28 protein-coding genes and 1 tRNA gene are annotated in these 26,754 nt (G+C 67.5%); 7 read left to right on the top strand and 22 right to left on the bottom strand.

Annotated elements, in window-relative coordinates; genetic code table 11:
* Positions 1-3 precede the first annotated feature (3 nt).
* From metW to HNP52_RS04695, 4 genes are read right to left on the bottom strand one after another with little or no spacing between them, the layout of a single operon-like run.
* Positions 4-591, bottom strand: a complete 588-nt coding sequence (metW, locus tag HNP52_RS04710) for a methionine biosynthesis protein MetW (RefSeq protein WP_184163155.1) — start codon at positions 589-591, stop codon at positions 4-6.
* Complete coding sequence (locus HNP52_RS04705) at positions 588-1,025, bottom strand: GNAT family N-acetyltransferase (RefSeq protein ID WP_184163152.1); 438 nt, start codon at positions 1,023-1,025, stop codon at positions 588-590. Before HNP52_RS04705 ends, metW begins: the two co-directional genes overlap by 4 nt.
* Positions 1,022-2,143, bottom strand: coding sequence for a homoserine O-acetyltransferase (locus HNP52_RS04700; protein ID WP_184163149.1), 1,122 nt, complete (start codon positions 2,141-2,143; stop codon positions 1,022-1,024). Before HNP52_RS04700 ends, HNP52_RS04705 begins: the two co-directional genes overlap by 4 nt.
* 32 nt (positions 2,144-2,175) lie before the next feature.
* Positions 2,176-3,723 (bottom strand): NAD(P)/FAD-dependent oxidoreductase, encoded by a 1,548-nt coding sequence (locus HNP52_RS04695; RefSeq protein WP_184163146.1) that lies wholly within the window; start codon positions 3,721-3,723, stop codon positions 2,176-2,178.
* 85 nt (positions 3,724-3,808) lie between these two features.
* On the opposite strand from HNP52_RS04695, the gene hisC reads away from it, so the two are divergent.
* Both hisC and HNP52_RS04685 read left to right on the top strand, forming a co-directional pair.
* On the top strand, positions 3,809-4,906 hold the full coding sequence (hisC, locus tag HNP52_RS04690; RefSeq protein WP_184163143.1) for a histidinol-phosphate transaminase: 1,098 nt from the start codon (positions 3,809-3,811) through the stop codon (positions 4,904-4,906).
* Positions 4,906-5,814 carry a prephenate/arogenate dehydrogenase family protein gene (locus HNP52_RS04685; protein WP_184163140.1) on the top strand — a complete coding sequence of 303 codons (909 nt, stop codon included), beginning with the start codon at positions 4,906-4,908 and terminating at the stop codon, positions 5,812-5,814. The genes hisC and HNP52_RS04685 overlap by 1 nt, the downstream gene beginning before the upstream one ends.
* 284 nt (positions 5,815-6,098) lie before the next feature.
* Here the strand turns inward: HNP52_RS04685 and HNP52_RS04680 are convergent, their stop codons facing one another.
* The 4 genes from HNP52_RS04680 to ftsE are packed head-to-tail and all read right to left on the bottom strand — an operon-like array spanning position 6,099 to position 8,894.
* Positions 6,099-6,782 (bottom strand): 1-acyl-sn-glycerol-3-phosphate acyltransferase, encoded by a 684-nt coding sequence (locus HNP52_RS04680; RefSeq protein WP_184163137.1) that lies wholly within the window; start codon positions 6,780-6,782, stop codon positions 6,099-6,101.
* Positions 6,782-7,312, bottom strand: a complete 531-nt coding sequence (locus HNP52_RS04675; RefSeq protein ID WP_184163134.1) for a YdcF family protein — start codon at positions 7,310-7,312, stop codon at positions 6,782-6,784. The genes HNP52_RS04680 and HNP52_RS04675 overlap by 1 nt, the downstream gene beginning before the upstream one ends.
* Entirely contained in the window at positions 7,309-8,193 is an 885-nt protein-coding gene (locus HNP52_RS04670) for an ABC transporter permease (RefSeq protein ID WP_184163131.1), read from the bottom strand. The genes HNP52_RS04675 and HNP52_RS04670 overlap by 4 nt, the downstream gene beginning before the upstream one ends.
* Positions 8,190-8,894: a cell division ATP-binding protein FtsE gene (gene ftsE / locus HNP52_RS04665; protein ID WP_184163127.1), complete on the bottom strand. Its 705-nt coding sequence runs from the start codon at positions 8,892-8,894 to the stop codon at positions 8,190-8,192. Before ftsE ends, HNP52_RS04670 begins: the two co-directional genes overlap by 4 nt.
* A 158-nt stretch (positions 8,895-9,052) precedes the next feature.
* On the opposite strand from ftsE, the gene HNP52_RS04660 reads away from it, so the two are divergent.
* Entirely contained in the window at positions 9,053-9,802 is a 750-nt protein-coding gene (locus HNP52_RS04660; protein WP_184163124.1) for an MJ0042-type zinc finger domain-containing protein, read from the top strand.
* On the opposite strand, the gene HNP52_RS04655 is transcribed toward HNP52_RS04660, so the two are convergent.
* Positions 9,783-11,135 carry an MATE family efflux transporter gene (locus tag HNP52_RS04655; RefSeq protein WP_184163121.1) on the bottom strand — a complete coding sequence of 451 codons (1,353 nt, stop codon included), beginning with the start codon at positions 11,133-11,135 and terminating at the stop codon, positions 9,783-9,785. The genes HNP52_RS04660 and HNP52_RS04655 overlap by 20 nt on opposite strands.
* 129 nt (positions 11,136-11,264) lie before the next feature.
* Between HNP52_RS04655 and HNP52_RS04650 the strand changes: the two genes are divergently transcribed.
* Both HNP52_RS04650 and HNP52_RS04645 read left to right on the top strand, forming a co-directional pair.
* Positions 11,265-11,351: transfer RNA gene (locus HNP52_RS04650), tRNA-Leu, on the top strand.
* 152 nt (positions 11,352-11,503) lie between these two features.
* The gene (locus HNP52_RS04645) at positions 11,504-14,488 is read left to right on the top strand and encodes a TonB-dependent receptor (protein WP_184163118.1); all 2,985 of its coding nucleotides are present in this window, start codon (positions 11,504-11,506) and stop codon (positions 14,486-14,488) included.
* A 31-nt stretch (positions 14,489-14,519) separates the two neighbouring features.
* On the opposite strand, the gene HNP52_RS04640 is transcribed toward HNP52_RS04645, so the two are convergent.
* From HNP52_RS04640 to flgB, 13 genes are all read right to left on the bottom strand, one after another.
* Positions 14,520-15,491, bottom strand: a complete 972-nt coding sequence (locus HNP52_RS04640) for a flagellar motor protein MotB (RefSeq protein WP_184163115.1) — start codon at positions 15,489-15,491, stop codon at positions 14,520-14,522.
* A complete protein-coding gene (gene motA, locus HNP52_RS04635; RefSeq protein ID WP_184163112.1) occupies positions 15,492-16,355 on the bottom strand; it encodes a flagellar motor stator protein MotA in 864 nt (287 codons plus the stop codon).
* 164 nt (positions 16,356-16,519) lie between these two features.
* Entirely contained in the window at positions 16,520-17,419 is a 900-nt protein-coding gene (locus HNP52_RS04630) for a flagellin (protein WP_184163107.1), read from the bottom strand.
* 6 nt (positions 17,420-17,425) lie between these two features.
* Positions 17,426-18,769, bottom strand: a complete 1,344-nt coding sequence (gene flgK / locus HNP52_RS04625) for a flagellar hook-associated protein FlgK (protein WP_184163104.1) — start codon at positions 18,767-18,769, stop codon at positions 17,426-17,428.
* A complete protein-coding gene (locus tag HNP52_RS04620) occupies positions 18,766-19,122 on the bottom strand; it encodes a rod-binding protein (protein ID WP_184163101.1) in 357 nt (118 codons plus the stop codon). Before HNP52_RS04620 ends, flgK begins: the two co-directional genes overlap by 4 nt.
* Complete coding sequence (locus tag HNP52_RS04615; protein ID WP_184163098.1) at positions 19,119-20,228, bottom strand: flagellar basal body P-ring protein FlgI; 1,110 nt, start codon at positions 20,226-20,228, stop codon at positions 19,119-19,121. Before HNP52_RS04615 ends, HNP52_RS04620 begins: the two co-directional genes overlap by 4 nt.
* A gap of 14 nt (positions 20,229-20,242) precedes the next feature.
* A complete protein-coding gene (locus HNP52_RS04610) occupies positions 20,243-20,941 on the bottom strand; it encodes a flagellar basal body L-ring protein FlgH (protein WP_184163094.1) in 699 nt (232 codons plus the stop codon).
* An 11-nt stretch (positions 20,942-20,952) separates the two neighbouring features.
* Positions 20,953-21,741, bottom strand: coding sequence for a flagellar basal-body rod protein FlgG (gene flgG, locus HNP52_RS04605; protein ID WP_184163091.1), 789 nt, complete (start codon positions 21,739-21,741; stop codon positions 20,953-20,955).
* A gap of 15 nt (positions 21,742-21,756) precedes the next feature.
* Positions 21,757-22,500, bottom strand: a complete 744-nt coding sequence (gene flgF / locus HNP52_RS04600) for a flagellar basal-body rod protein FlgF (RefSeq protein ID WP_184163088.1) — start codon at positions 22,498-22,500, stop codon at positions 21,757-21,759.
* Between the two features lie 26 nt (positions 22,501-22,526).
* Positions 22,527-23,834 (bottom strand): flagellar hook protein FlgE, encoded by a 1,308-nt coding sequence (locus tag HNP52_RS04595; protein ID WP_184163085.1) that lies wholly within the window; start codon positions 23,832-23,834, stop codon positions 22,527-22,529.
* A 27-nt stretch (positions 23,835-23,861) separates the two neighbouring features.
* Entirely contained in the window at positions 23,862-24,575 is a 714-nt protein-coding gene (locus HNP52_RS04590; protein ID WP_221416093.1) for a flagellar hook assembly protein FlgD, read from the bottom strand.
* A 2-nt stretch (positions 24,576-24,577) separates the two neighbouring features.
* Complete coding sequence (flgC, locus tag HNP52_RS04585) at positions 24,578-24,988, bottom strand: flagellar basal body rod protein FlgC (RefSeq protein WP_184163082.1); 411 nt, start codon at positions 24,986-24,988, stop codon at positions 24,578-24,580.
* Between the two features lie 2 nt (positions 24,989-24,990).
* Complete coding sequence (gene flgB, locus HNP52_RS04580) at positions 24,991-25,344, bottom strand: flagellar basal body rod protein FlgB (protein WP_184163079.1); 354 nt, start codon at positions 25,342-25,344, stop codon at positions 24,991-24,993.
* Between the two features lie 216 nt (positions 25,345-25,560).
* On the opposite strand from flgB, the gene HNP52_RS04575 reads away from it, so the two are divergent.
* Together HNP52_RS04575 and HNP52_RS04570 are read left to right on the top strand one after the other, a co-directional pair.
* Entirely contained in the window at positions 25,561-26,223 is a 663-nt protein-coding gene (locus HNP52_RS04575; RefSeq protein ID WP_184163076.1) for a MotA/TolQ/ExbB proton channel family protein, read from the top strand.
* Positions 26,220-26,726 carry a flagellar motor protein MotB gene (locus HNP52_RS04570; RefSeq protein ID WP_184163073.1) on the top strand — a complete coding sequence of 169 codons (507 nt, stop codon included), beginning with the start codon at positions 26,220-26,222 and terminating at the stop codon, positions 26,724-26,726. The genes HNP52_RS04575 and HNP52_RS04570 overlap by 4 nt, the downstream gene beginning before the upstream one ends.
* Positions 26,727-26,754: the final 28 nt, after the last annotated feature.

The following is a 26,754-nucleotide window of genomic DNA, read 5'->3' as shown; positions in this document are numbered from 1 at the left end:
GTATCACCTCCGCAGCAGGAACACGGCGTGCTCGGCGAACAGGTTCGCCATTGCCGAGCCGCAGCTTTGGTCACCCGACAGGAACCAGCTGCCCTCGATTCCGATCCCGCGCTCCTGCACCAGCGCACGGAAGTCGTCGACGGTGACGTGATGGATATTGGGCGTCGCGTACCAGGCGATCGGCAGCAGCCGGGTCACCGGCATCCGCCCGCCGAACAGCAGCGAGGCGCGCACCCGCCAATGGGCGAAGTTGGGGAAGGAGACAAAGGCGTGCTTGCCGATCCGCAGCAGGTTCTCCAGCACCAGGTCCGGATGGCGCGTGGTCTGCAGCGTCTGGCTCAATATCGCATAGTCGAAGCTGTTGTCGGGATAGTCGGCCAGATCGGTATCGGCATCGCCCTGCACCACCGAGAGCCCGCGGCCGACCGCCGCAGCCACGTCGCCCGCATCGAGCTCCAGCCCGCGCGCATCCACCTGCCTTGTGTCACGCAGCGCCGCCATCAGCGCGCCGTCGCCGCAGCCGACATCGAGCACGCGGCTGCCCGCCGCGACATTCGCCGCGATGATCGCGAGGTCTGGCCGCAGGCTCATCGCGTGTAGAGATCCACGTCGTGCCGCTCCATGCAGCGCTCCGGATGCGGGATCGGCGTCCAGCCCAGCCTGGCGTAGAGCGGCTGCATGTCGCGGGTGAACAACAGCCAGCGCCGCAGCCCCGTCAGTTCGGGATGCGCCTGCACCGCCTCCAGCATCTGCATCGCCACGCCCTTGCCGCGATGCGCCGGCAGCACGAACACATCGGCCAGATAGGCGAAGGTCGCGAAGTCGGTGATCAGCCGGGCAAAGCCGACCTGCTCGTCCTGCCCGGCTTCGTCCTTGGCGAAGACGGCGGCGCAGAAGCTGTGCTTGATCGACGTCTCGACGATGTGCCGCGGGATGCCCTTGGCCCAATAGGAGCCGCTCAGGAACGCATGGATCAGGTCGAGGTCGAGCTCGGCCTTGTCGAACGAGATGCGATAGTCGCTCATGCCACCCCCGCCTGCAGGAAACCGCGCACCACCCGGTCGAGCTCGGGGCTTTCGAGCAGGAAAGCGTCATGGCCGAAGGGCGATTTCAGCTCGACGAAGCTCGCCCGCGCCCCCGCCGCGTTCAGCGCATGCACCACGCTGCGCGATTCGCTGGTCGGGTAGAGCCAGTCAGTGTCGAAGCTGACCACGCAGAAGCGCGTGTCGGCGCCCTTGAAAGCGTTGGCGAGCAGTCCGCCATGCTCCTCGGCCAGGTCGAAATAGTCGAGCGCCCGGGTGATGTAGAGATAGGAGTTGGCATCGAACCGATCGACGAACGCCAGTCCCTGGTGGCGCAGATAGCTTTCCACCTGGAAATCGGCGTCGAAGCCGAAGGTCTTGGTCTCGCGGCTCTGCAGCTTGCGCCCGAACTTGGCGGTGAGCCCGGCCTCGGAGAGATAGGTGATGTGCGCCGCCATCCGCGCCACGGCGAGGCCGGCCACGGGCGGATCATTGTCCTCGTAATAGTCGCCGCCGCGCCACTTCGGGTCGGCCATCACCGCTTGGCGGCCGACTTCGTGGAAGGCGATATTCTGCGCCGAATGCCGTGCCGCGCTGGCGATGACCACGGCGGAGGCGACGCGCTCGGGGAAGGTCGCGGCCCAGCTCAGCGCCTGCATCCCGCCCATCGACCCGCCGACGACCGCGAAGAGCTTGTCCACCCCCAGATGGTCGAGCAGCATCGCCTGCGCACGCACCATGTCGCGGATGGTGATCACCGGGAAGCTCATCCCCCAGGGCTTGGCCGTGGCGGGATTGATCGTCGCCGGGCCCGACGAGCCCAGGCACGAACCGAGCACGTTCGAGCAGATCACGAAATAGCGGTCGGTATCGATCGGCTTGCCCGGGCCGACCATCCGCGTCCACCAGCCGGGCTTGCCGGTGCGCGGATGCTCGGAGGCGACATGCTGGTCGCCGGTCAGCGCGTGGCAGACCAGGATCGCGTTGCCGCCATCGGGGGCGAGGGTGCCATAGGTCTCGTAGCCGATGTCGACCGGCGACAGCAGCACGCCGCCGTCGAGACGCAACGGCCCCGGCAGCGTCACCGAGCGGCCAGTGCCATAGCGCGGATCGACGGACATATCCGGCTCGTTACGGGCGCTGGCCCCGCGGTTCAAGCGGCCTTGGCGTCGATCCGCTTGCCCAGGATCGCGCCCGCCGCCATCCGCCCGGTCTGCGCCGCGCCGTTCATATAGCCGGGGAAGGCGTCGGAGAGATGCTCGCCGGCGAACCAGATCCGCCCGGCATGGGGCACCTGGTTGCCGCCTTCGTCCTCGACGCAGAGCAGCTTCGAGAAGCGGGTGAGCTGGCCAGGGGCATAGTTGCAATAGGCGCCGAGCGTCAGCGCCTGGGCATGCCAGTTGGTGCGGGTGAAGGGGCCGGTGGCCGCTTCGATCAGCCCGGGGATCGCCGGTGCGGCGCTGGCGGCGAAGCGCTTGGCCAGCGCGGAAGGCGCCTCGCTCTCGGCGCGCAGCACTTCGTCGCCGCCCAGGAACCAGGTCCAGACCGGCGAGATGCCGTCCTTGCGGTGGACGCTGCCGTCCCAGCCGAGCGCCCAGCCGGCGTCGGCATCGGTCTGCCAGAGCTCGCCGCCCACGCCCATCGGCTGGCGCCACGGCGTCGCGTTGGTGCCCGACTGGACCTTCTCGTTCAGTCCCAGCTCCATCTCGCCGATGAACGCACGCCAGGCGGCGGGCAGCGGCACGCGAAAGTCGATCTGGCGGGTGAGGGGGCCGGGCACCGCGACGATCAGCGTATCGGCGGCCTCTGTCGAGCCGTCCAGGAAATGCAGCCTGAGCCCCGATTCGACGCGGAGCAGGCGCTTTCCGGTCGCGATCCGATCGGCATAATGCGCGCTCATCGCCTCGACCAGTGCCGAGCTGCCGCCCTCGATCACATAGCGTTCGTCGGCGCCGCCCAGCACCTCGGCGCGTTCGCCATCGACGGTGGGCAGGTTGAAGATCAGCTCGATCGCCGAGGCACGCTTCGGTTCCACGCCATATTCGGTCCGGCTGGTCGCCTCGAGCAGCTGGCGCAGCCAGGGCTGGCGAATCAGCGCCGCGTGCCTGTCGAGATAGTCGTGGATCGACATCCGATCGAGGTCGGGCGCGACTCGCGCCTGGTCCTTGTCGAGCCGGTCGGCATCCTTGGCGATCTGCGCCGCGATCGGGCGCAGCGCTTCGGCCAGCTCGGTATCGGTAATCAGGCGACCATTCGCCAGGATCAGCGTGTCGTGCGGCTCGCTCTTGCGGTCGAGCAGCGCCACGCCGAAGCGCTTGAGCAGCCCGTGCATGTCATAATGGTCGGTGTTGACCAGCTGCCCGCCCACTTCGAACGTCCAGTCGCCCGATTTGTGCGTGTACATGCGGCCGCCGGTGCGGTTGCGTCCCTCATAGAGGAACGCATCGACGCCCGCCTCGCGCAGGTGATGCAGCGCGGTCAGGCCCGCGATGCCGCCGCCGATGATCGCCACGCGGCCGGCAGGGCGCGCCATGGCCGGGCGGGGCAGGGCAGTGGCGACGCCGCCGGCGGCCATTGCCTGCAGCACCGCGCGCCGTGTCGCGCCGCTCGCGCCCTTGATCGGCATGGCCTCGCCCGCCGCTTCCAGATTCCGTCGTCGCGCCGCTTCCAGTGCGCGCCAGACGATGCCGTTCCCCCGCATTGCCCCTCCTCGGCTCCTGCTTAACCATGAAGCCCTAGCGCCGGACCCTTGCCATCCGGTAACCATTCCGCCAAGCCGCGCGACCATGACCGCACCCGTTCCCAAGCCCTGGATCATGGAAATCGCCCCCTATGTGCCCGGGCGCTCCACCACCGATGACGGCCGCAAGGTGACCAAGCTCTCGTCCAACGAGAATCCGCTCGGCACTTCGCAAAAGGCGCGTGAGGCTTTCCTCACCGCCGCGACCAGCCTCGAGCGCTATCCCGATGCCAGCGCCGTCGAGCTGCGCGAGACGATCGCGGCCAAATATGGCCTCGATCCCGCGCGGATCATCTATGGCAACGGCTCGGACGAAGTGCTCCACCTCGCCGCCGGCGCGTTCGCCGGCCCGGGCGACGAGATCATCTACGTCCATTACGGCTTCACCGTATACCCGATCGCGACTCGCCGCGTCGGCGCGATCCCGGTGGTGGCACCCGACAAGGATTACGCGACCGATGTCGACGCGATCCTCGCCTCGGTGACCGACAAGACCAAGGTCGTCTTCGTCGCCAATCCCAATAACCCGACCGGCACCTATGCGCCGCGCTCGGAGATCCTGCGCCTGCACGCCGGGCTGCCGAGCAGCGTGCTGCTCGTGCTCGACCATGCCTATGCCGAATATATCGAAGGCGACGACGATGATGGCGGCATGGAGCTGGCTCGCAGCGCGCCCAACGTGCTGGTGACGCGCACCTTCTCCAAGATGTACGGCCTTGCCGCCGAGCGGATCGGCTGGGGCTATGCCTCGGCGCCGATCATCGAGGCGATGCACCGCATCCGCCTGCCCTTCTCGATCACCATCGCGGGCACCGCGGCGGCGGTCGCGGCGCTGGGCGATACCGAGTTCGTCGACCACACCAAGGCGCATAATGCGCAGTGGCGCCGCTGGTTCTCGGACGAGATCGCCAAGCTGGGCAACAAGGGCCTGCGCGCCGTGCCGAGCCAGGCGAACTTCGTGCTGGTGCTGTTCGAGGGCCAGCTCACCGCCGAGGCGGCGTACAAGGGCCTGATGGAAGACGGCTATATCGTCCGCTGGCTGCCCGGCCAGGGGCTTCCGCACGGCCTGCGCATCACCATCGGCACCGAGGATGAGACGCGCGGCGTGATGGCCTCGCTCCGCAAGATGGCTGGCGAGGACTGATGCTGCCCTTCGCGCGCGTCACCATCATCGGGCTGGGCCTGATCGGCTCGTCGATCGCGCGCGGCATCCGCCAGCACATGCCAAGCGTGCGGGTGACCGGCTATGACGCCGATCCGGCGGTGCGCGAGACCGCGGTGCGCATCGATCTGTGCGACGATATCGCCGACACCGCCGGCACGTCGGTGATCGATGCCGATCTGGTGATCCTCTGCGTCCCCGTCGGTGCGATGGGTGCGGCGGCGGCGGAGATCGCGGCGGACCTGCCGGCCGATGCGATCGTCAGCGATGTCGGCTCGTGCAAGGAAAGCGTGGTCGAGGCGGTTCATGCCGCACTGCCCGATGCCGTGTTCGTGCCGGCGCACCCGGTGGCAGGCACCGAGAATAGCGGGCCCGAGGCCGGCTTCGCCTCGCTGTTCCAGGGCCGCTGGTGCATCGTCACGCCGGTGGAGGGCACTGCGCCCTTCGCCGTCGAGCGCGTGCTGGAGTTCTGGCGCCGCCTGGGTGCCGAGGTCGAGACGATGGCGCCCGATCATCACGACCGCGTCCTCGCCGTCACCAGCCACCTGCCGCACCTGATCGCCTATACGATCGTCGGCACCGCGTCGGACATGGAGGAAGTCACCCAGTCCGAGGTGATCAAGTATTCGGCCGGCGGCTTCCGCGACTTCACCCGCATCGCCGCGTCGGACCCGACGATGTGGCGCGACGTGTTCCTGGCGAACAAGGAAGCGGTGCTCGACATGCTCCAGCGCTTCTCCGAGGACCTGACCGCGCTCCAGCGCGCGATCCGCTGGGGCAAGGGCGACGAGCTGTTCGAGCTGTTCAGCCGCACCCGCACGATCCGCCGCTCGATCATCGAGCAGGGCCAGGACGATGCGGCGCCCGACTTCGGTCGCGCGCACAAATAGGGCCTTGGCCTCCAGCAATATCTGCACCCCGGCTTTCGCCGGGGAGCCAACAGACTGGCCCAGGCTTGCAATGTAGGATTTTGCCTGTTTGCCTCGGGCGGTCGGCCTGCTGGCTGGCCGCTCCTTGAATCCGTTGGGGAAATAGGATCACGCCCGCGCAAGATCGTTGCGGGATGCGGCGCGTTGCCGGAGAAGATAGGGAAAATAGCGCCGACAAAAACCCGTTCTTGGCCTGTACTTCGTGTACTTTGGCGAGCCGCCGCGCAGGCCCTGCTGGAGCGCGCTCAGCCGTTCAGCGCATTGATCCCGGCATGCACCCTGGCCTCGGCCTCGGCGCGGGGCAGGCCCGGCGGGATCGGGTCGAGGAAGCGGAAGGTGATGACGCCCGGCTTCTTGATGCCGTGCTTGGGCCAGACATGGCCGCTCTTCACCGCGATCGGCACCACCGGCAGGTCGAGCATCCGGTAGAGCCCGGCAAAGCCGGAGCGCAGCTCGGGGGCCTCGCCCGGCTTTACGCGCGTGCCCTCGGGGAAGATCAGCACCGAGCGGCCCTGCGCCAGTGCCGCCTTCGCGTCCTTCATCATCGATCGCAGCGCCGCGGCATTGGCGGTGCGGTTGACGATGATCACGCCGTAGCGCCGCGCTGCCCAGCCCCAGAGCGGGATCTGCGCCAGTTCGCGCTTCATCACCGTCGCCGGGGAGCCCAGCAGCCGGCTCAGCTCCAGCGCCTCGAACAGCGATTCATGCTTGCCGGCGAACAGCACCGGGCCCTTGGGGATCGTCCCTTCGATCTGCACCCGGATCCCCAGGATCCAGCGGGCGGACCAGGTCATCAGCGCCACCCAGGCCATCGCATAGGTGCGCAGCGAATCGCCGCCGAGCAGCGCGACCAGCGGCACCAGCAGCACCAGGAGGATCGACAGGCCGTAGAAGAAGATCGAGAAGATCAGCGTGCGCAGCAGGTTCATCAATTGGCGCCCATCAGCAGCGCGATCCGCCGCACCAGATATTTGTGATATTCGCGGAACAGCATGGCGAAGCCAGGCTGGCTGCGCACCGGATCGCCGACCAGCTCGACGCCCTTCAGCGCGTGCGAAAGCTCGAGCCGCGCCCGCGGCATATGCCAGTCGGAAGTGACGAGGCGCACGGTCTTGTAGCCATGCTCCTTCACCCATTCCGCCGTCTCCTCGGCGTTCGAGCGGGTATCGACCGCCTGCCAGCCCAGGTCGACGCAGCAGCGCATCAGCTTGCGGTCGATCTTGTACTCCGCCGCGAACTCGCCCGGGCGCACATCGGGATCGACGCCGCTGACCAGCAGCCGTTCCGCATCGCCGGCGCGCAGCACGGCCAGCGCGCGGTCGATCCGCTTGGGGCCGCCGGTCAGCACGACGATCGCATCGGTCTTTCGGCCCTCGAGCGGGTGGCCCAGCGACACCATGAACGCGGCGAAGCCGAGCAGCCAGGCGATCACGACCAAGGCAATCAGCCGCAGGATCACAGCGTGCGGCCCAGCGCGCGCAGCACGGTCTTGCGTGCGGCGAAGGTGGCGAGCAGCGCGAAGCCGAGCGGCAGCAGCAGGAGCAGGAACCAGTCGCGCTGCTGCAGTGCCACGCCGCTCAGCATCTCCGAGCCGACCAGCGCCATGCGCGACTGGAGGAACCAGACGAGCCCCAGCGCCGCCAGCGTGCCGATCAGGCCGCCGAGCAGCGTGTCGAACGCGATCCGCCGCTGGAACAGGCGGGCGATCTGGACATCGGTGGAGCCGAGCATGTGGAGCACATCGATGGTGTCGCGGTGCGTGTCCAGCCCCGAGCGCGCGGCAAGCAGCACCACCGCGGCGGTGGCGGTGGCGATCAGCAGCATCAGGCCGACGGCGAGCCAGCTCATCGTGGTCATGAAGCTGCGCACGGGCGAGAGCCACTGGGCGTGCCGGTCGATCCGGGCGTTCGGCGCGATCGCCCTGGCGGTCTGCTCGACGGCGGCGCTGTTGCCGCCGCGCGTCTCGACATCGATCATCGCCGGCATCGGCAGGTCGGGATCGAGCCCGGTATCGCCCAGCCAGGGCTTGAGCAGCTCGGCCAGCCGCTGCCGATCGACTTCGGCGACACGGGTCACGCCGGCCACGCGCGGCAGGGCGGCGCGCAGTGCCTTCACTTCGCTGTCGCGGGTGGCGGCATTGGGCTCGACGACCTGGATCGTCATCCGGCCGGCCAGCTGGCGGTCGAGCTGCGCGGTCGCGGCGAACATGCCGAGCCCCAGCGCGCCGGCCAGCACGGTGAGGAACAGCATGATCGCCATGATCCAGGTCATGGCGCGGGTCCGCCGGCTCTCGTCGAGCAGGCGGCGGTCGGGCGCATTGGGGTTGAGGCTCAGCTTCATGCGCGCCCCGGCGGCGGGTTGCGCAGCGCGCCGGTGGGATCGTTCAGCCGGCCCTTTTCCAGCCGCATCATATGCGCGTTGGGGATGCGGTTGAGCAAATGGAAGTCGTGCGTCGCCACCACCACGGTGGTGCCGAGGCGGTTGAGGCTGTCGAACAGATGGAGCAGCCGCTCGGCCATGTCGGGATCGACATTGCCGGTCGGCTCGTCGGCGACGAGCAGCTCGGGGCGGCCGATCACCGCGCGGGCGATGGCGATGCGCTGCTGCTCGCCGCCCGAAAGCGTCGGCGGCTTGGCGCGGCCGCGATCGGTGAGGCCGACCCAGGCGAGCATCTCGCGCACCGGCGCCTCGATATCGCTCTCGGATACGCCGGCGACGCGCAGCGGGAGCGCGATATTGTCATAGGCGGAAAGATGCGGGACCAGCCGGAAGTCCTGGAACACCACGCCGATCCGCCGGCGGAAGCCGGGCAGCCGGGTGCGGGGCAGCGCGCCGGCATCCTCGCCGAACAGCCGCACCGTGCCGCGGCTTGGCCGCTGGGCGAGGTAGAGCAGTTTGAGCAGCGAGGTCTTGCCCGCGCCGGACGGGCCGGTGAGGAAATAGAAACTGCCGGTGTTCAGCGAAAAGCTGACATCCGAGAGAGTCTCGTCGCCCGAACCATAGCGCAGGCCGACATTCTCGAATTGAACGATGCTGGCCATCAGGCTCCCGGCGCTTCCCTTGCACCTGCCATCGCACAGAGACCCGCCCCGCTCAAGAAGCTGGGGATACTCGGGACGGGGACTCTTGTGGCCGCGAATCGATGGGTCTAGAATCGTGACAATCGGGCGACAGGCCCCCGTGTCGTGAGCCGCGCGTAATGATCCTCGAATGCAGCCAGTGCCGAACCCGCTATCTGGTGCCCGACAGCGCCATTGGCGCCGACGGCCGCACCGTGCGCTGCGCGAGCTGCAAGCATAGCTGGTTCCAGGCCCCGGTCGCGCTCGATCTGACCACCCGCGCGACCGCGTCGGACGGTCCGGTAACCCAGGCGCCCAAGCGCGAGGCCGAGGCACCGAAGCGGGAAGCCCCCGCCGCACCGCGCGTGTTCGACGATGCCTCGATCATGGCCGCTGCCGGCGCCACGCCCGATTATGATCCCTTCGCGCCGCAGCCGCCGTTCAAGCCCCGCCGGAATCCGGCCCGGCGCTGGACCGCCGCAGCGTTCGTCGCGGGCTTCTCGATGCTGCTCGGCACCGGGGCGATCCTCTATTCGGGCGCGCCCGGCCTTGCCGCCCAGCTCGGGATCGGTCTTGGCCTGGGCGGCGAAGTCGAGACGCCGCTGGTGTTCACCGAGAAGAATGTCGAGCTGCGCACCCAGACCAATGGCAGCGAGCTGTTCATCATCTCCGGCAAGGTGGCCAATCCCACGGCCGACAAGCAGCATGTGCCCGATATCCGTATCGAGCTGAAGGACGAGCAGAACCGGCTGGTCTATAGCTGGCGGGTCACCCCGCAGGTGCGCGAGCTTGGTCCCAAGCAGGTGATCGATTTCAATTCGGCCCAGGTCGATCCGCCGCGCAGCGCGCGCTCGGCCCGGCTGACCTTCGCTACCGAAATCGGCGGCTGACCCACCAGAGCCGGGTGCCGTGCAATGTCGCGGCGACCACCATGCCCATGCCCGATGCCAGCGCCAATCCGGTCGCGCCCAGATCCAGCGTGCGGACGAGCAGCAGGCCTGCACCCCCCGTGACCAGGAAGAAGGCGATCACCGAGTTGATCCCGGCCACCACCTGGTCGCCGAGCGAGCGCAGCGCATAGACGAATACCACCTGCACCCCGTCGAACAGGATGAAGGGAGCCCAGACCGGCAGCATCACCAATGCGAGCGTCCGCACCTCGGCCACCGCCGGGAACAGCGCGACAAAGGGGTGGGGCACCAGCACCAGCAGCACGGCGAGCAGCCCTGTCGCCAGCGCGGCCAGCGCGGCGGCGATCGCCGCACGCCGCGCCGCGGCCTGGGGAGCGCCTTCGCCCACCGCATTGCCTACGCGTACTCCCGCCGCCGATCCCAGCCCCAGCGCGACCGAGAAAGTGACGTTGTGGATCGAGAAGACGATCTGGAAGGCGTGGGTGGTCACGTCGCCCAGTTCGGTCGAAAGCGCGATCAGGATCGAGAAGCCTACCAGCTCGAGGCCCGAGGCGATGGCGGGCACCAGCCCGAACTTGGCGAGGCCAAGGGCGCCGGTCAGCGAATCGCGGCTGAACAGATGCGCCAGGTCCTGTACGCCGCGCTGGCGGGCACGGGGCAGCGTCCAGGCCGCGCCGACCATTCCGGCCGCGCCGAGGCCAGAGGCTATCGCAGTGGCCAGCGCCGCGCCGGTCGCGCCCATCGCGGGCAGGCCGAGATGCCCGGCAGACAATGCCCAGGCGAGCAGCGCATTGACCGGCAGGATCGCCAGGTTGACCACGGTGACGCGTTGCGGGCGGCTCACGCCCTCCAGGAAGAAGCTCGCGGCGATGATCAGCAGCTGGAAGGGATAGGCGAGCGCCATCACCCGCACGACATCGGCGGCAAGCGGCGCGACTTCCCTCGCCACGCCGATGCCGAGCAGCATCGGCTCGGCAAAGGCGAAGAGCAGCAGGGCGCTGAGCAGGCCAAGGACGAGCGCGAGCAGCAGCCCCTGGTGCAGCGCGCGGCCGGTGCCGGGCAGGTCCTTGGCGCCGTCGGCGCGCGAGACATGGACGAGCACGCCGGTCAGCGCCCCGAGCCCCATCACGATGCCCGGGAAGGTCAGCGCTCGACTCGCGCCCAGCGCCGCGACCTGCTCGGTGCCGGTGAAGCCGACCACGACGACATCGGTGACGTGGAGGATCGTCCAGTTGAGGCTGGTCAGCGCCACCGGCCATGCCAGCGACAGGATTCGGCGCATCTCGGCGGAAAGATCGGGGGAGAGGCGCATGGGAGGGCGCGCTTAGCGGATTTCGCTTCGTTTGGAAAAGCGTGGCGGAACCGCTTGCAATGTCTGAAACGCATTGCTAGGGGCCGCTGCCTTACCAGCCGTTGGTATCCCAACCAGCGGATTTCACGTGCGGTCGTGGCGGAACTGGTAGACGCGCAACGTTGAGGTCGTTGTGGCCGAAAGGCCGTGGAAGTTCGAGTCTTCTCGACCGCACCAGTGAAAAATGCAGGCACCCGGCGACATCGCCGCGGTGCCGCAATTTTTTCGAGAACCGGGCAAACTTCTGCGACAAGTCGCGCTTAGCCACGCCTTGTTCATGCGAGCGGTGTCACGGCACCGCCGGGGTTTTCGAAAAGGGTGGGGAATTCATGCGTTCGACGTTGATGCTCGGGTCTGCTGTTGCGGGATTGCTTGTCGGCACCATGCCGGGAACCGCGCTGGCCCAGGCCCAGCAGTCCGCACCCAGTCCGGCCCCGGCCCAGACCCGTCCGCAGCAATCGGCCCAGCCGGCGGCTCCGCAGGATAGCGGCAGCGACGAGATGGGGGATGAAGGCGCGATCGTCGTCAACGGTGTGCTTCCGGGCGCGGTGAAGACCGATGTGAAGCCGGAGGTGCAGCTCAACCCCGCCGATATCCGTGCCTATGGCGCCTCGAACGTGTCGGAGCTGATCACGGCGCTCCAGGCGCAGCTCGGCAGCGGTTCGGGCCGCGGCGACGAGCAGCCGGTGATCCTGATCAGCGGCCGCCGCTCGAGCATGAACGAAGTCCGCGACCTGCCGACCGAAGCGATCGAGCGGATCGACATCCTGCCCGAGGAAGTCGCGCTGCAATATGGCTATGCGGCCACGCAGAAGGTGATCAACTTCGTGCTGCGCCGCCGCTTCCAGGCGCTCACCACCGTGCTGGAGGGGCAGATGCCCACCGCCGGCGGCAATTTCACCGGCAGCGGCAACGTCAACATCCTCAAGCTCAACCGCGACGGGCGGGTGACGCTGGATGTGAAGTACAACCAGAATTCCGCGATCCTCGAGAGCGAGCGCGGCGTGACCCGGGCGGGCAATTCGCTGTTCGACACCACCGGCAACATCACCGGCATCGGCGGCGCGCAGATCGATCCGGCGCTGAGCGCGCTGGTCGGGGCGCCGGTCACCGTCGCGGGCGTGCCGGTCGGCGCGGCGAACGGGCCGCTCCCGCTCTCGGCCTATGCGGCCAACGCGAATGATCCCAACGTCACCGATCTCACGCCCTATCGCACCCTGATCGGCCCGGCGAAGACGCTGAACGTCAGCGGCATCTACAATCGCGCGCTCTCGCCCAAGGTGAATGCGACCGCGACGATCAACCTCGACGTCACAGAGAATGAATCCTGGCTCGGCCTGCCCAGCGCGACACTGACCCTGCCGGCGGGCAACCGGTTCTCGCCTTTCGGCCAGAACGTCCAGCTGCTGCGCTACTACGACAATCTCAATCCGCTCACCCGCTCGGGCGGCAGCCAGGCGCTGCGCGGCGAAGTGACCGTCAACGGCGATTCGGCGCCCTGGATCAAGAGCTGGCGCTGGTCGCTCAACGCCAATTACCAGCAGACCGGCAGCGATTCGAGCACGACGCGCGGCATCGATCCCTCGCAGATGCAGGCGCTGCTCAACGCCAATGACGCGAGCTTCAACCCGTTCGCCGAGCTGCCCTACAGCGCGCTTGTCATCCGGCCGAACGACTGGACCGAATCGACCACGAAGGTCGGCAATGTCGAGTTCCTCACCAATGGTGCGCTGTTCAAGCTGCCGGCGGGCGATGTAACCACCAGCATCCGCGTGGCCGGGCGCACCAACGACCTGTCGGGCCGCTCCTTCCGCTCGGGGGTGTTCAGCAACAGCGACATCTCGCGCGACACCGGCAGCATCCGCGGCAATATCAGCGTGCCGATCGCCAGCCGCCGCCGCGCCGTGCTCGATGCGATCGGCGACTTCTCGATCAACGCCAATATCGAAGTCGAGCAGCTCTCGGACTTCGGCCGGCTGACCACTACCGGCTATGGCTTCAACTGGTCGCCGATCACCCAGGTCCAGGCGATTGTCAGCGTCATCGACGACAGCAACGCGCCGACGCCGGGCCAGCTCGGCAATCCGGTGGTCACCACGCCCAATGTGACCGTCTATGACTTCGTGCGCGGCGAGAGCGTCAACATCAGCCAGATCACCGGCGGCAATCCGGGGCTGAGCGCCGACAGCCGGCACGTGTTCCGCGCCGGGCTCAACATCCGCCCGCTAACCGAGACCAATCTCGGCATCGTGGTGAACTACACCAATTCGCGCTTCCGCAACGCGATCCAGAGCTTCCCCGGCGCTTCGGCCGAAGTCGAGGCGGCGTTCCCCGATCGCTTTGTCCGCGACGGCGCCGGCCGGCTGCTCAGCATCGATTCGCGCCCGGTAAACTATGACCGGACCGAGCATTCGGAACTGCGCTGGGGCTTCAACCTGTTCCTGCCGATCGCCTCGCCGCAGCAGAAGCGGATGCAGGCGCGGCGCGAGGCCTTCCAGAAGGCGCGCGAGGAATCGCGGCGCACCGGCCAGCCCATGCCGGCCGAGATGACCGCGATGTTCGAGCAGTTCCGCCGTTTCGGCCAGCAATCGAGCCTGTTCGGCGGCACGATGAGCCAGCAGTTCCGCGGCCCGCGCCCCGAAGGGCAGCAGGGCCAGCAGGGCCAGAACCAGCCGCAGCCCCAGGGGCAGGATCAGGGCCAGGGCCGGGTGCAGACCGATGCGCCGGGCCAGGGGCCGGGCGCCGGTGGTGGTGGTCAGGGCGGCGGTCCGCGCTTTGGTGGCGGTCCGGGCGGCGGCCGTGGCGGCTTTGGCGGCGGGGGGGGCGGCAACCGCCTGATCTTCAGCGCCTATCACACCTGGGTGCTCAAGGATGAGATCCAGATCCGTCCGGGCCTGCCCGTGATCGACCGGCTGAGCGGCGACAGCGCCCAGGCGATCGCCGCGCACCGCATCGACATCACCGCGGGCGTGAAGCGCGACGCGATGCTCGTCCAGCTCAACGGCAACTGGACCAGCGGCACGCATACCAGCACGGGCAGCGCGGCGATCCCGGGCAGCATCAGCGAGCTCAATTTCGGCAGCCTCGCCAAGCTGAACCTGCTCGCCGAGTACAACCCGGGCCAGGATATCGATTTCCTGCTCAAGCATCCCTGGTTCCGCGGTTCGCGGATCCAGCTGCGCGTCGACAATATCTTCAATGCCCGCCAGCGGGTGACCGACCAAAATGGCCTGACTCCGGCGGCCTATGCGCCCAATCTGCGCGATCCGCTCGGCCGCACGGTCAAGCTGACCTTCCGCAAGCAGTTCTTCTGAGGAAACGCGCCGGCGCGCCTTGCGGGCCGGCTCAGTGCTCGAGCGGCGCGCCGGCTTCGCGGCTGGCGCGCAGGCCCGGGCGGAAGCGGCCCTGCTGGTCCTGGTCCATGATCCGGCGATAGAGCAGGGTGATCGAGACGCGGCGGTTGCGCGGGTCGGCGGGATTCTCGACGATCAGCGGCTCACGGTCGGCTACGCCCTCGATCCGCTCGAAGCGCGTTTCGGTAACGCTGCCTGACAGCAGGCGCCGGCGCGTGGCCTCGGCGCGGCCGCTGGAGAGCATCCAGTTGTTCATCGCCAGCGGATCGCCATAGCCGAGACTGTCGGTATGGCCACGGATCATGATCGGGTTTTCCATGCCCTTGATCGATTCGGCGATCGTGCCGATCAGCGCGCTCGCTTCGGGCACCAGGGCAGTCGTGCCCAAGTTGAACATCGAATAATTGGCGTCGTCGAGCAGGTCGATCCGCATGCCGTCGCGCGTCGGCACGAAGCGGACATGGTTGGCGAGCTTCGACAGCGCCGGAGTCATTCGCATGCGCTGGCGGATGCGCTTGGCGGTTTCCTCGAAATTCTTCTGGTCCTGCTGGGTCAGCGCGCGCTGGTCCTTGAGCGTGCCCTTGCTGCCGGTGCCGACGTCCTTGCCGCCGGCGCCGCCCACCGGCACGGTCAGCGACTTGGTGCCGGTCTGCGATGCCTTGCCGGGATAATTGTCGCGCTGGTTGATCGCCTCGCCGCCGAACAGCCCGTTCGAGCCGGCGCTGTTCTGCTTCAGTTCGACCAGGGTCGGCGCGAAATAGTCGGCAAGCGCCTTGCGCTGTTTCTCGGTGGTGGCGCCAAGGATCCACAGCAGCAGGAAGAACGCCATCATCGCGGTCACGAAGTCGGCATAGGCCACCTTCCAGGCGCCGCCGTGATGGCCGCCATGCCCCTCGACGATGATCTTCTTGACGATGATCTTCGGCTGGAGCTGGTTCCCATGGGGTGCGCGCTGCGCAGCCACTTACCGGCCCCTCAGCCCGTCGAACACTTCGCCGAAGCCCGGCTGGTTGGCGTGCGCGATGCTGGAACGCGCCGCTTCGATCACCAGCGGCTGCGGGTGGCCGTGGAGCGAAGCGATAATGATCTGCTTCACGACGTGATAGATCGCCGCATCGGCATCGATCACCTGCTGCAGGCGGCCGGCGAGCGGCGCGACGATGCCATATGCCAGCAGCACGCCCATGAAGGTGCCGACCAGCGCCGAACCGATCATCGCGCCGAGAATGCTCGGCGGCTTGTCGATCGAGCCCATGGTCTTCACCACGCCGAGCACGGCGGCGACGATGCCGAGCGCTGGCAGTGCGTCGCCGAGCGACTGGAGCGTGGTCTGCGGGCCCTGGACTTCGTGATGATGGGTCTTGATCGAGTTATCCATCACTTCCTCGACGGCGTGCACGTCGAGCGTGCCGGAAGAGACGACGACAAGGCGCAGCGTGTCGGTGATGAGGTTGATCAGCGTGTGATCGGCGAGCAGGCGCGGATATTCGGCGAAGATCGCGCTGGACTTGGGATCCTCGACATGCGGCTCGAGCGCGATCGGGCCTTCGGTCCGCAGCATCTTCATCAGCTTCGAGACCAGGAAGATCGTGTCGAGATAGTCCTGCTTCTTGTATTTCGGGCCCTTGAGTACCTTGGCCAGGCCGCCGCCGAGCGCCTTCAGCTCCTTGGTGGAGTTGCCGATGACGAGCGCGCCGGCGGCGGCGCCGCCGATGATCAGCATCTCATGCGGGATGGCTTCGAGCACGGGGCCGAGCGCGCCGCCGGTGATCGCGAAACCACCGAAGACCATTGCCAGCAGGATGACGAGGCCGATTGCCGGAAACATGTGCGCGAAACCCCCGATTTGTCGTCTCGGTTAACGACCGTTTCGCCGTGATATTCAGCGGAAAAACATGGTTAATTCGTTACCGGCGCCAATTATTTCGCGCTTTCGCTTTGGATTTGCGCGCGGGCCGTCTAGCGGCCGGAAAATCGCGTCTTCTCGGTAGTTTACTTGAGGTAGTCGAACAGCGAGACGCTGGTCAGCTTGGTAAAGCTGGCCTGGGTCGCCTGCAGCACGGTCAGCGTCTTCTGCAGATTGGCGACCGCAGTCGGGATATCGGTATCCTCGATTCCCGATCGGGTGCTCTCGCGCGTCTCGGCGACGGCGGTCAGCCGGTCCGCCTCGAGATCGAGCCGTGCCGCCCGTGCACCCACCGAAGCGCGCGCGAGCGTCACCTGGTCGAGCGAGGCGTTGATGCCGGCCAGCGCGGTGTCGCCGGCGGCATGGACATTGGTGCCTGACTTGAGCGCATCGGCCAGGTCGCCGATCGTCTTGAACATGTCGACATCGCCGGTGGTGAACACGCGCGCGCCGCTGATCGTCGGCTGGATGCTCTCGCCATCGGCTACCGGGATGCCCGAAGGATCGCCGGTGCCGGCGAAGCTGATCGAGCCGTCGGCGTTCTTCACATAGGCGGTATCGCCGGTCGCGCCGCCGAACAGCGGCTGGCCGCGGATATCGTCCTTGGTGTTGGCCAGGCCGTAGAGCGTGTCGCGGATCGCGCTCAGCTCTTCGCCGATCGCGGCACGGTCCGAATCCGATAGCGTGTCGTTGGCGGCGCGGGTGGCAAGCTCGAGCGCGCGCTGGAGCTGCGTCTCGACGCTGTCGAGCGTCTGGTCGGTCTGAGCGATCACGCCCTGGGCGACGTTGATATTCGCCTTGTAGGTCGAATCGCCCGTGGTGGCGCGCTGGATCTGCTGCAGCTTCACATAGGCGGCCGCGTCCGAGACCGCGGTCACGCCCAGCTTGGTCGTGGCGATCTGGGTCTGGGTCTTGTCGGCCTCGGCGGTGAGCTGGGTCATCAGCGACACCGGGCGGCTGTACATCTGCGAAGTGGAGATGCGCATGATCGTTTACCTGATATCGAGGATCGACTGGAGCGTTTCGCGCGCGACCTGGATCACACGGGTAGACGCCTGATAGGCCTGCTGGAAGCGCATCAGATCGACGGCCTCCTCGTCGATGTTCACCCCGCTGATCGAATCGCGCGCCGAAACGGCGGCGTCCCGGATCGAGGACTGGGCATCGGCGACGCTGTTGCGGCCGGCGAGCGCCGCGCCGTTGGCGGCGGTGAGATCGGTCACGCCCTGCTCGAAATTGCCGCTGGTGCGCAGCGTCTCGAGCCCGGCGAGGTTGCTGTTGTCGCGGGTGCCGCCGCCGGCCGCCGCGGCGGCGATGCCGCGCGGATCGCTCATCACCGCGCTCAGCTGATAGGCGGGATCGCCGACCGCGAAGATCGGCTGGCCGGCATTGCCCTGCAGGTCGCTGCCCGCCGCCTGAACGGCGTTGACGCCCTCGGCGAAATCCTGCGCCATCTGGCTGATCTGGTCACGCGCCGTCGCGATGCGGTTGCCGCTCTCGGCAATGCCGGCCATCGCGCCGCCGTTCGGCGACATGATCTGCACTTCGCCGGTCGGCTGGCGTACCGAGAAGGCGAAGGCGCCTTCGTCGTTGCTGGTCTGCGAAACGATCGCTGCCTGAGCACCATCGACGAGCACCGGGCCAGAGCTGCCGCCGGCGCGCACCGAAGCGCGGCCATAGGCGTCGAAGCTTACATTGACGTCGGTGAGCGCGCTCATCTGCTCGAGCATCTGGTCGCGCTGGTCGAGCAGGGCGGCCTGGCCGGCGGTGCCGTCGGTCGCGCGGGCAAGCCCGGCGTTCACCTTGGCGAGGCTCGCGGAAAGATTGTTGAGCTGGGTCACCGCCGTGTCGGCTGAGGCCTTGAGATCGGTCATCGCGCCGTCGAGCGCCTTGCCGGTCGCGCTGAAGGCGGCGGCGACGCTGGCGGCATTCTCGAGCATCGTCGCGCGTGCGGGCAAGGCGGTCGGATCTGCCGCCACCGCCTTGGCGGAAGTGAAGAAGGCGGTCAGCTGGCTGCCGAGCTGGTTCTGGGTCAGGCCGGTATCGATGCGGCTCAACCAGGTCGCGCCGGTGAGCGTACGGGCAAGATCCGAGCTCGCGGTGCGCACCTCGGTCGCCTTGAAGGCATCGGCCGCGCGGGTGACACCGCCGACATTGGCGCCCAGGCCCGAATTGATCGCGCTGGTATTGCCGCCGGTGGCGACGACTTCGCGCACCGTGGCGACGCGGCGCGAATAGCCGGTGGTCGCCGCATTGGCGATATTGTCCGATGTGGTGGCGAGTGCCGACTGATAGGCGCGTGCGCCGCTGGCGCCGATGGAAAGCAGGTCGGTCATTTGACGGTACCTCCTTCTGTCGCGGTGGGCGCGGCGCCGGGCTCGGCAGCCGTCTCGGTCTTCATGCTCTTGGCCAGGAAGGCGGTCATCGCCTTGCCGATGCCGATTGGAGCGTGCACGGCCATGCTCTGGGCGAGCTGCTGGTCCTGCATGTCGCGGAACTGATCCTCGCCCTTGCTGTCGAACAGCCCGTCGCCGAGCTTGGCCTGACGCATCGACTTCAGCATCATGCCCGTGAAGACGGCCTCGAAGCGCTGGCCGGCGGCTTCGAGATTCTCCTTGTTCGCCAGGCGCGACGTGTCGGTCGACACGCCGCCCGACGGGCTGCCGATGGGGCCAAGCACGTTGCTCACAGGATGATCAGCTCGGCCTTGAGCGCGCCGGCTTCCTTGAGTGCCTCGAGGATGGCGACCAGGTCCGCCGGCGACGCGCCGATCGCGTTCACCGCCTTGACGACGTCCGAGAGCTTGGGGCCCGGGTCCATCAGGAACATGGGGTGCTTCTCCTCTTCGACGCCGACCGTGCTGTGCTGCTCGGTGCGCGTCTCGCCCTTGCTGAACGGCGCGGGCTGGCTGGTGCGCTGGTTCTCATCAATACGAACGGTCAGTTTACCATGTGTTACCGCAGCGGGGCTGACCCGGACGGCCGAGTTGATGACGACGGTGCCGGTGCGGGCATTGACGATCACCCGTGCGGCGGCCTCGGCCGCCTCGACCTTCAGGTTCTCGACTTCGCTCATCAGCTCTGCGCGCACATCGCGGCCCTCGGGGGCCTGGATGGCGATCGACACGCCGTCGATCGCGCGGGCGCGACCGGGGCCGAAGCGCAGGTTGATCGCATCCTGCACCCGCTGCGCCGTGGTGAAGTCGGCGCGGGCGAGGTTGAAGGTGATGAAGGGCGACTTGTCGAAGCCGGTATCGACGCTGCGCTCGACGGTGGCGCCTTCCGGGATGCGGCCCGAACTCGGCGTGTTGACCACGATCTTCGAGCCGTCGGCCCCCTCGGCGCCGAGCCCGCCCACGGCAAGGTTGCCCTGTGCCATCGCATAGATCTGGCCGTCGGCGCCCTGGAGCGGCGTGAGGATCAGCGTGCCGCCGCGCAGCGACTTGGCCTTGCCCATCGACGAGACCGTGATGTCGAGCTTCTGGCCCGGCTTGGCGAAGGCGGGCAGCTCGGCGGTGATCATCACCACCGCCGCGTTCTTCAGGCCCGGCGCCACGCCCTGGGGCAGCTGCAGGCCGAAGCGCGAGGTGACGCCCTTCATCGACTGGACGGTATATTCCAGATTGTCGTCGCCCGTGCCGGGGAGGCCAACGACCACGCCATAGCCGGTCAGCTGGTTGGTACGGATGCCCTGGAACCCGCCCAGGTCCTTCACGCGCTGGGCGTGCGCCGGGGTGGCAGCGAGACCAAGGGAGAAAGCGGCGAGGGCAGCGAGCGCGAGGAAGCGGCGGATCATCATTCTGCTCCGGCTTAGAAGGGGCTGATCACGGAGAAGAACCGGCTCAGCCAGCCCTGGCGGCTGGCGCGGGCGACATCGCCCTTGCCGGTATAGGCGATGCGGGCATCGGCGACGCGCGTGGAAAGCACGCGGTTGTTCGCGTCGATGTCCGCCACGCGCACGATCCCCTTGATCTGGACGAACTCGTCGCCGCGGTTGAGCGTCACGCGCTTCTGGCCCTGCACCAGCATCGTGCCGTTCGGATAGACTGCCGCTACGGTGACGCTGATCTCGCCCGACAGCGCATTGGCCTGGTCGGCAGTGCCGGTGCCGTTGAAGTTGCGCTTGCCGCTGACGCTGGCATCGCTTTCCTTGAACAGCGACAGCGCACCGGTGCTCGGCGGGGTGAGGCCGAAGCCGCCCGAGCTGTCGAGCTTGGTACCGGCCGACTTGGACGCCGCGGTCTTCTCGACCAGCAGGATCGACAGCGGGTCACCCACGCGGCGCGCGCGCTGGCCTTCGTAGAGCGCGGCATAGCCGTCGTTCGCCTGGAAGATGCCGCCATTGGCCGGCGCCGGCGTCGCGGGTGCGGCGCTGGGAAGCGTCACGGAGAAATCCTCCTTCTGCTTCTTCTTGCCGATCCCGAGGAACTGCGCCTGGGCCGGCGTCGCGGCGAAGGCGAGCCCGGCGGCGGTCAGCGCGGCGGCGGCGATGCGAGTGAGATGCGTCATGATCCGTCGCCTCAGATGTTCTGGTTGACGTATTTGAGCATCTCGTCGGTCGCCGAGATCATCTTCGAGTTCACCTCATAGGCGCGCTGGGTCTCGATCATGTCGACCAGCTCCTCGACCACGTTGACGTTCGAGCCTTCGAGCATGCCCTGGCGGATCGTGCCGCGGCCATCGACGCCGGCATTGCCGAGCGCGACCGTGCCGCTTGCCGGCGTCTCGATCAGATAGTTGTCGCCCACCGCCTGCAGGCCCGCCGGATTGGGGAAGCTGGCGATCTGGATCTGGCCGATCTGGGTGAGGTCGGTCTGGTTCGGCATCTGTGCGGAGACGGTGCCATCGGTGCCGACGGTGACCGAGATCGCGCCCTCGGGGATCGTGACGCCCGGCATCACCTGATAGCCCTCGGAGGTGACCAGCTGGCCCTCGGCCGAGCGCGAGAAATTGCCCGCGCGGGTATAGCCCAGGCCGCCGCCGGGCAGCTGGATCTGGAAATAGCCATTGCCGTCGATCGCCATGTCGAGGCCGTTGCCGGTCGTCTGCAGCGATCCCTGGGTCTCCAGCCGCTGCGTGCCCTGCACGCGCACGCCGGTGCCGAGGTTGAGGCCGGTCGCGTACTTGGTCTCGGCCGTCGAGGCGGCGCCAGGCGCGGTGACCACCTGATAGGCGAGCGTCTGGAAGCTGGCGCGGTCCTTCTTGAACGCGGTGGTGTTCACGTTCGCGAGGTTGTTCGAGATGACCCGCATGCGCGTATCCTGGGCGTCGAGACCCGTGCGCGCGATGTGCAATGCTGCCGAACCCATCGGTCTTACTCCCTATCAGGACGGCATCCGCATCAGCGATGCGGTGCTCTCGTCCATGTTCTTCGCTTCCTTGAGCAGGTTGGCCTGCACTTCGTAGGCGCGCTGGTTCTCGATCATGTCGACCAGCGCCTGCGTCAGGTTGACGTTCGACTGCTCGAGCGAGCCCGAGGTCACCTTGGCGTCCATGTCCTCGGGCAGCACGCCGCCGCCCTTCACATGGAGGAGATTGTCCAGCCCCTTGACGGTCTGCGAACCGTCGGTGCTGACCAGCTTGATCTTGTCGACCACCTGCGGCTGCGTCGGATCGCCGCCGCGCGGCACGATCGAGACGGTGCCGTCCTCGGAGATCGAAACCTTGTCGGCGGGCGGCACGGTGATGGGGCCCCCCGACCCCATCACCGGGAAACCGTCGCCGGTTTCCAGCACGCCCGAGGGCGCGATCTTCAGATCGCCGCGCCTCGTATAGGCTTCGCTGCCGTCGGTCGCCTGGACGGTCATCCAGGCATCGCCGTTCACGGCAACGTCGAGCGGGTTGCCGGTCTGGACGATCGTGCCCTTGGTGCGGTCGATGTCGTTGACTTCTTCCGCCGCCAGCTGGCGCGAATCCATACCCGTACCCTGGAGGACCAGCCGGTCGAAGCTGACGCGCTCGGCGCGGAAGCCGATAGTCGAGGCGTTCGCGATGTTGTTCGCGATCGTCGCCTGCGACTGCATCTGGCTCCTGAGCCCAGACATCGCGGTGTAGACAAGCCGGTCCATGGGTTGCTCCTCCTCAGCCGATCAGATCAGCTGCGGATGTTGAAAATGGTCTGGGACATCTGGCTTGCGGTATCGAGCGCCTTGGCATTCGCCTGGAAGTTGCGCTGTGCCGCGATCAGGTTGACCAGCTCTTCGGTGATGTCGACGTTCGAGCGCTCGATCGCGCCTGACATCAGGCCGCCAAAGCCGTTGGTGCCCGGCTCGCCGAGGCGCGCATCGCCCGAGAAGCCAGTGGCGGCCCAGGTCGAGTTGCCGAGCTGGCGCAGGCCCGCATTGTTGGTGAAGCTGGCCAGCACGACCTTGCCCAGTGCCTGGGTGTCGCCGTTCGAGAAGCTCGCGGTCACCGTGCCGTCGTCGCCGATCGTCACGCCCTCGATCTGGCCGACGGGCGAACCGTCCTGGCTGGTCGAGTTGAGGCTGAACGGCGAGCTGACCTGGGTGGTGCCGCTGGTCAGGTCGAGCTTGACCACCTGCTCCGAAGTCGCGCCTGGTGCCAGGAAGCCCATGAAGGTGATCGGCGTGGTCGGCTCGGAGAGCTTGCCGGTGCTGTCGAACTTCAGTTCGAACTGCGCCATCGTGTCGGGATCGTCGCCGGCGTTGAGCTGCTGGTCGCCGACGAACGAATAGACCTTCCAGCTGCTGGTCGCGTCGGTGCCGGTCGGCTTGGTCTCGCGGACGAAATAGTTGGTCAGCGTCAGCGCGTTGCCGTTCGCGTCATAGATCGTCGTCTGGACCGACTGGTTGTAGGTGGTCGGGTCGAAACGGTCGAACTTGTACTCGGTATCGTCGAACTTCGCCGCTTCGGACGGGATCGCCGAGCCGGCATTGAGGTTGAGGCCGAGCTTGACGTTCTCGGTCTCCTCGGGCGTGCCGCTGGTCTGCGGCAGGCGCAGGCTGACGGTCGAGGAAAGGCCGGTCGCGACCACCGCGCCCGAGCCGTCCACCGGATAGACCTGCAGCTTGTTGCCCTGCGCGTCGACCACATAGCGATCGGCATCGACCTGGAAGCTGCCGTTGCGGGTGTATGCAACGCCGTTGCCGCTCTTCTCGTCGCCCTTGACGATGAAGAAGCCGTCACCCGAGATCGCGACGTCGAGCGCCGAGGACGACTGGGTGAAGCCACCCTGGCCGAACTGCTGGCGCACTGCCTTCACGACCACGCCCGAACCGACCATCTGGGTCGGGTTCATGTTGGCGGTCGACGCGATGACGTCGGCGAACTGGGTGGTGCTCTTCTTGAAGCCGTTGGTCTGCACGTTCGCGAGATTGTGCGAGATCGTCGACATGTCGGTCTGCGCTGCCTGCAGTCCGGAGAGCGAAGTGAAGAAGGACATTTTCCGTTACTCCTTGGAAAAATTGGTTCAGCCGACCTGCCAGACGGCGTCGGTGGAAACGTTGCCGATGCCCGGAAGCGTCAGGAGCGGCTTGCCGTCGGATCCCATCGAGACGGCGGTGACGGGTGCCCAGACCAGCGGGTAGGCCTTGACGTTGCCGGTGCCGTCGGTGGCGGTGACGCTGACGGTGAACGGGCCGTCGCCGGCATCTTCGCCGGCATCGGTCTTGCCGTCCCAGTCCCAGGCGACCGCGCCCTTGGTCTCCTTGCCCATCTCGATCGTCTTGATCGCGTTGCCGTTGGCATCCTTGATCGACACGGTGACGTTGGTTGCGTCCTTCTCCAGCGCGACGGCGCCGGCGAGGCCGCCGGTGGTGCGCGGATAGGCGGTCGTCCCCTGGACCAGCACGGTCTTGCCGACATAGCCGATCGCGTCGTTGAGCGTGGAGGTGCTCAGCTGGCTGGAGATCGACTTGAGCGTAGAGCTCATCTCGGTGATGCCGGAGAGCGACGAGAACTGCGCCATCTGGGCGACCATCTGGCTGTTGTCGACCGGCTCGAACGGGTCCTGGTTCTTCAGCTGGGCCGTCATCAGCGCCAGGAAGTCGGACACGTCCATGTCGGTGGTGCCGAGCTGCGACGTGTCGGTATTGTTGTTGAGGGTGGTCCCCGTCGTGGAGGTCGTGCCCGCGTTGTACCGCGGCACGCCCAGGTTCGCGAGGGTGGTATCGAAGTCACTCATGATCAGCGGCCCAGCTTGAGGGTGTCGATGATCAGTGACTTGGCAGTCTGCATCACCTCGACGTTGTTCTGGTAGTTCCGGGCGGTCTCCATCATGTCGACCAGCTCCCGGGTCTCATCCACGGCGGCTTCCCAGACATTGCCGTCCTTGTCGGCCATCGGGTTGCCGGGATCGTAGCGCTTGGTCGGCTCGGAGCCCGCGGTGACGACCTGCTCGACATCGACGGTCGACATGCCGCTCGCCTGGTCGAAGGCGGTGCGGAACACCGGCTTGATCGTGCGGTAAGCGGCGTCGGGGCTCGACGAGACCGTGCCGACATTGGCCAGGTTCGAAGCCGTGGTGTTCATCCGCACCAGCTGCGCGCTCATCGCGCGGCCGGAGACCTGGAAGATCGAAAGCGGCTGGTCGCCCATGCTTATTCTCCCTTCAGCGCGCGCGTGATCTGGTTGATGCGGCCGTTCAGGAACGACAGCGTCGTCTGGTACGCGACGGCATTCTCGGCGAAGGCGGTCTGCTCGGTGGTCAGCTCGACCGTGTTGCCGTCGGCCGAGGGCTGGAGCGGCACGCGGTAGAGCGTGTTGGCGTCGATCGCGGTGTCGATCGAACCGGTACCGCTGGTCGCGCTGTTGAGCGCGGCGCGGAAATCCACGTCCTTGGCCTTGTAGCCCGGCGTCGAGGCGTTCGCGATGTTCGACGCCAGCATGCCCATGCGCTGCGAGCGCACGGCGAGCGCTGTGCCATGTACGCCGAAGAGGTTGTCATTGGGCATTGCACGTCTCCCGCACAAAAGTTCGCCGGGTTCTCTGCAACCGTCGTGCCAGTTTGTCGGAAGGGCTCAAAAAACTGCGATTCCTCTCGGGATCGGCAACGGGCGGCAAGGTTTTGCCGGCGTGTCGGCAGGGCGTTGCCGGTCGGGGCCGGGCGGGTTGCTGCGCTCTGAGGCGCGCGCAATTGGCCCGTCTCTTGCACCCATGCGGGCATGGATATGAATGTGCTTCCCGCGCTCGGGACTTTCCTCGATCCGCTCGCACTCGCCATTGTCGGCGGGGGCGTGGTGGCGGGCACGGTGCTGCGCAACGCATCGGGTGACCTTGCCCGCGGTGTTGTCGCGCTGGGCCAGCTGCCGCGCCGCCGTTTCGATGTCGAGCCGCTGGTCGCCCAGGTTTCGGCGCTCGGCCGGATCGCGCGGCGCCACGGTGTCATCGCGCTCGATCGCTCGAAGATCGAGGACCCGGACATCGCTGCCGCGGTCGCCGCGATCGTCGACGGTGCCGGTGCGAAGGATGTCGAGATCCTGCTCGAGCAGCGCCGCTGCGCCCGGTTCGAGCGGCATCGCGGCGGCTGGGAAGTCTGGTCCGGTGCGGCCGAACTGGCACCGGCGATGGGCATGGTCGGCACGCTGATCGGCCTGGTCGGCATGTTCGCCGCGATGAAGGATCCCCAGGCGATCGGCGGCGCGATGGCCGTGGCGCTGCTCGCGACGCTCTATGGCGCGCTGCTCGCCAATCTCGCGCTGCTGCCGGTCGCAACGCGGCTCAAGCGCCGTGCCCGGCACGAGGCGCAGGAGCGGCTTCGTCTCCAGCCCGCGCTCGCCACGCTTGCCGGCATCGAACCCGGCAGCGGCACGCTCAAGGAGATCGCGGCGTGACTGCGTTCGACGACGAGGAACCCGCGCGCGCGCCCTGGCTGGTCACCCTGGCCGATCTGTCGCTGCTGCTCGTCGGTTTCTTCGTCTTCCTACAGGCGAGCCAGGTCGATCCCATGAAGCTCGCCGCGGGCATCCGCTCGGGTTTCGGCGCGAGTGAAAGCGCGGCTGCGCCGGCGCCGATGCCGGTCGATATCGCCACTGCCACCGGCTTCGTGCCAGGCTCGGCCGTGCCGGTCGTCACGGCCTCGGCGCTCGAATGGGCACGCGGTGCCGCGCGCGATCCGCGCACCCGCCTGCGGATCACCGGCGAGGTCGATGGATCGGCGGCGGACGTCGATCCCGCCACCGGTAGCGGGCCAATCCTGGCTGCCGATCGCGCCCGTGCAGTCGCCGCCCTGCTCATTCACCAGCACGCGATCGATCCCTCGCGGATCGTGATTTCCACCGGCCGCGGCCAGCGCCGTGCCGTCCTCACCCTCGGCTTCGAAGGGGGGCGGCAATGATTTGCCGCCCGGCAATTGCCGCCCCTTG

This window comes from Sphingomonas kyeonggiensis (assembly GCF_014204495.1).
GTDB classification, from domain to species: domain Bacteria; phylum Pseudomonadota; class Alphaproteobacteria; order Sphingomonadales; family Sphingomonadaceae; genus Sphingomonas; species Sphingomonas kyeonggiensis_A.
This window is presented reverse-complemented; position numbering and strand designations above follow the sequence as displayed.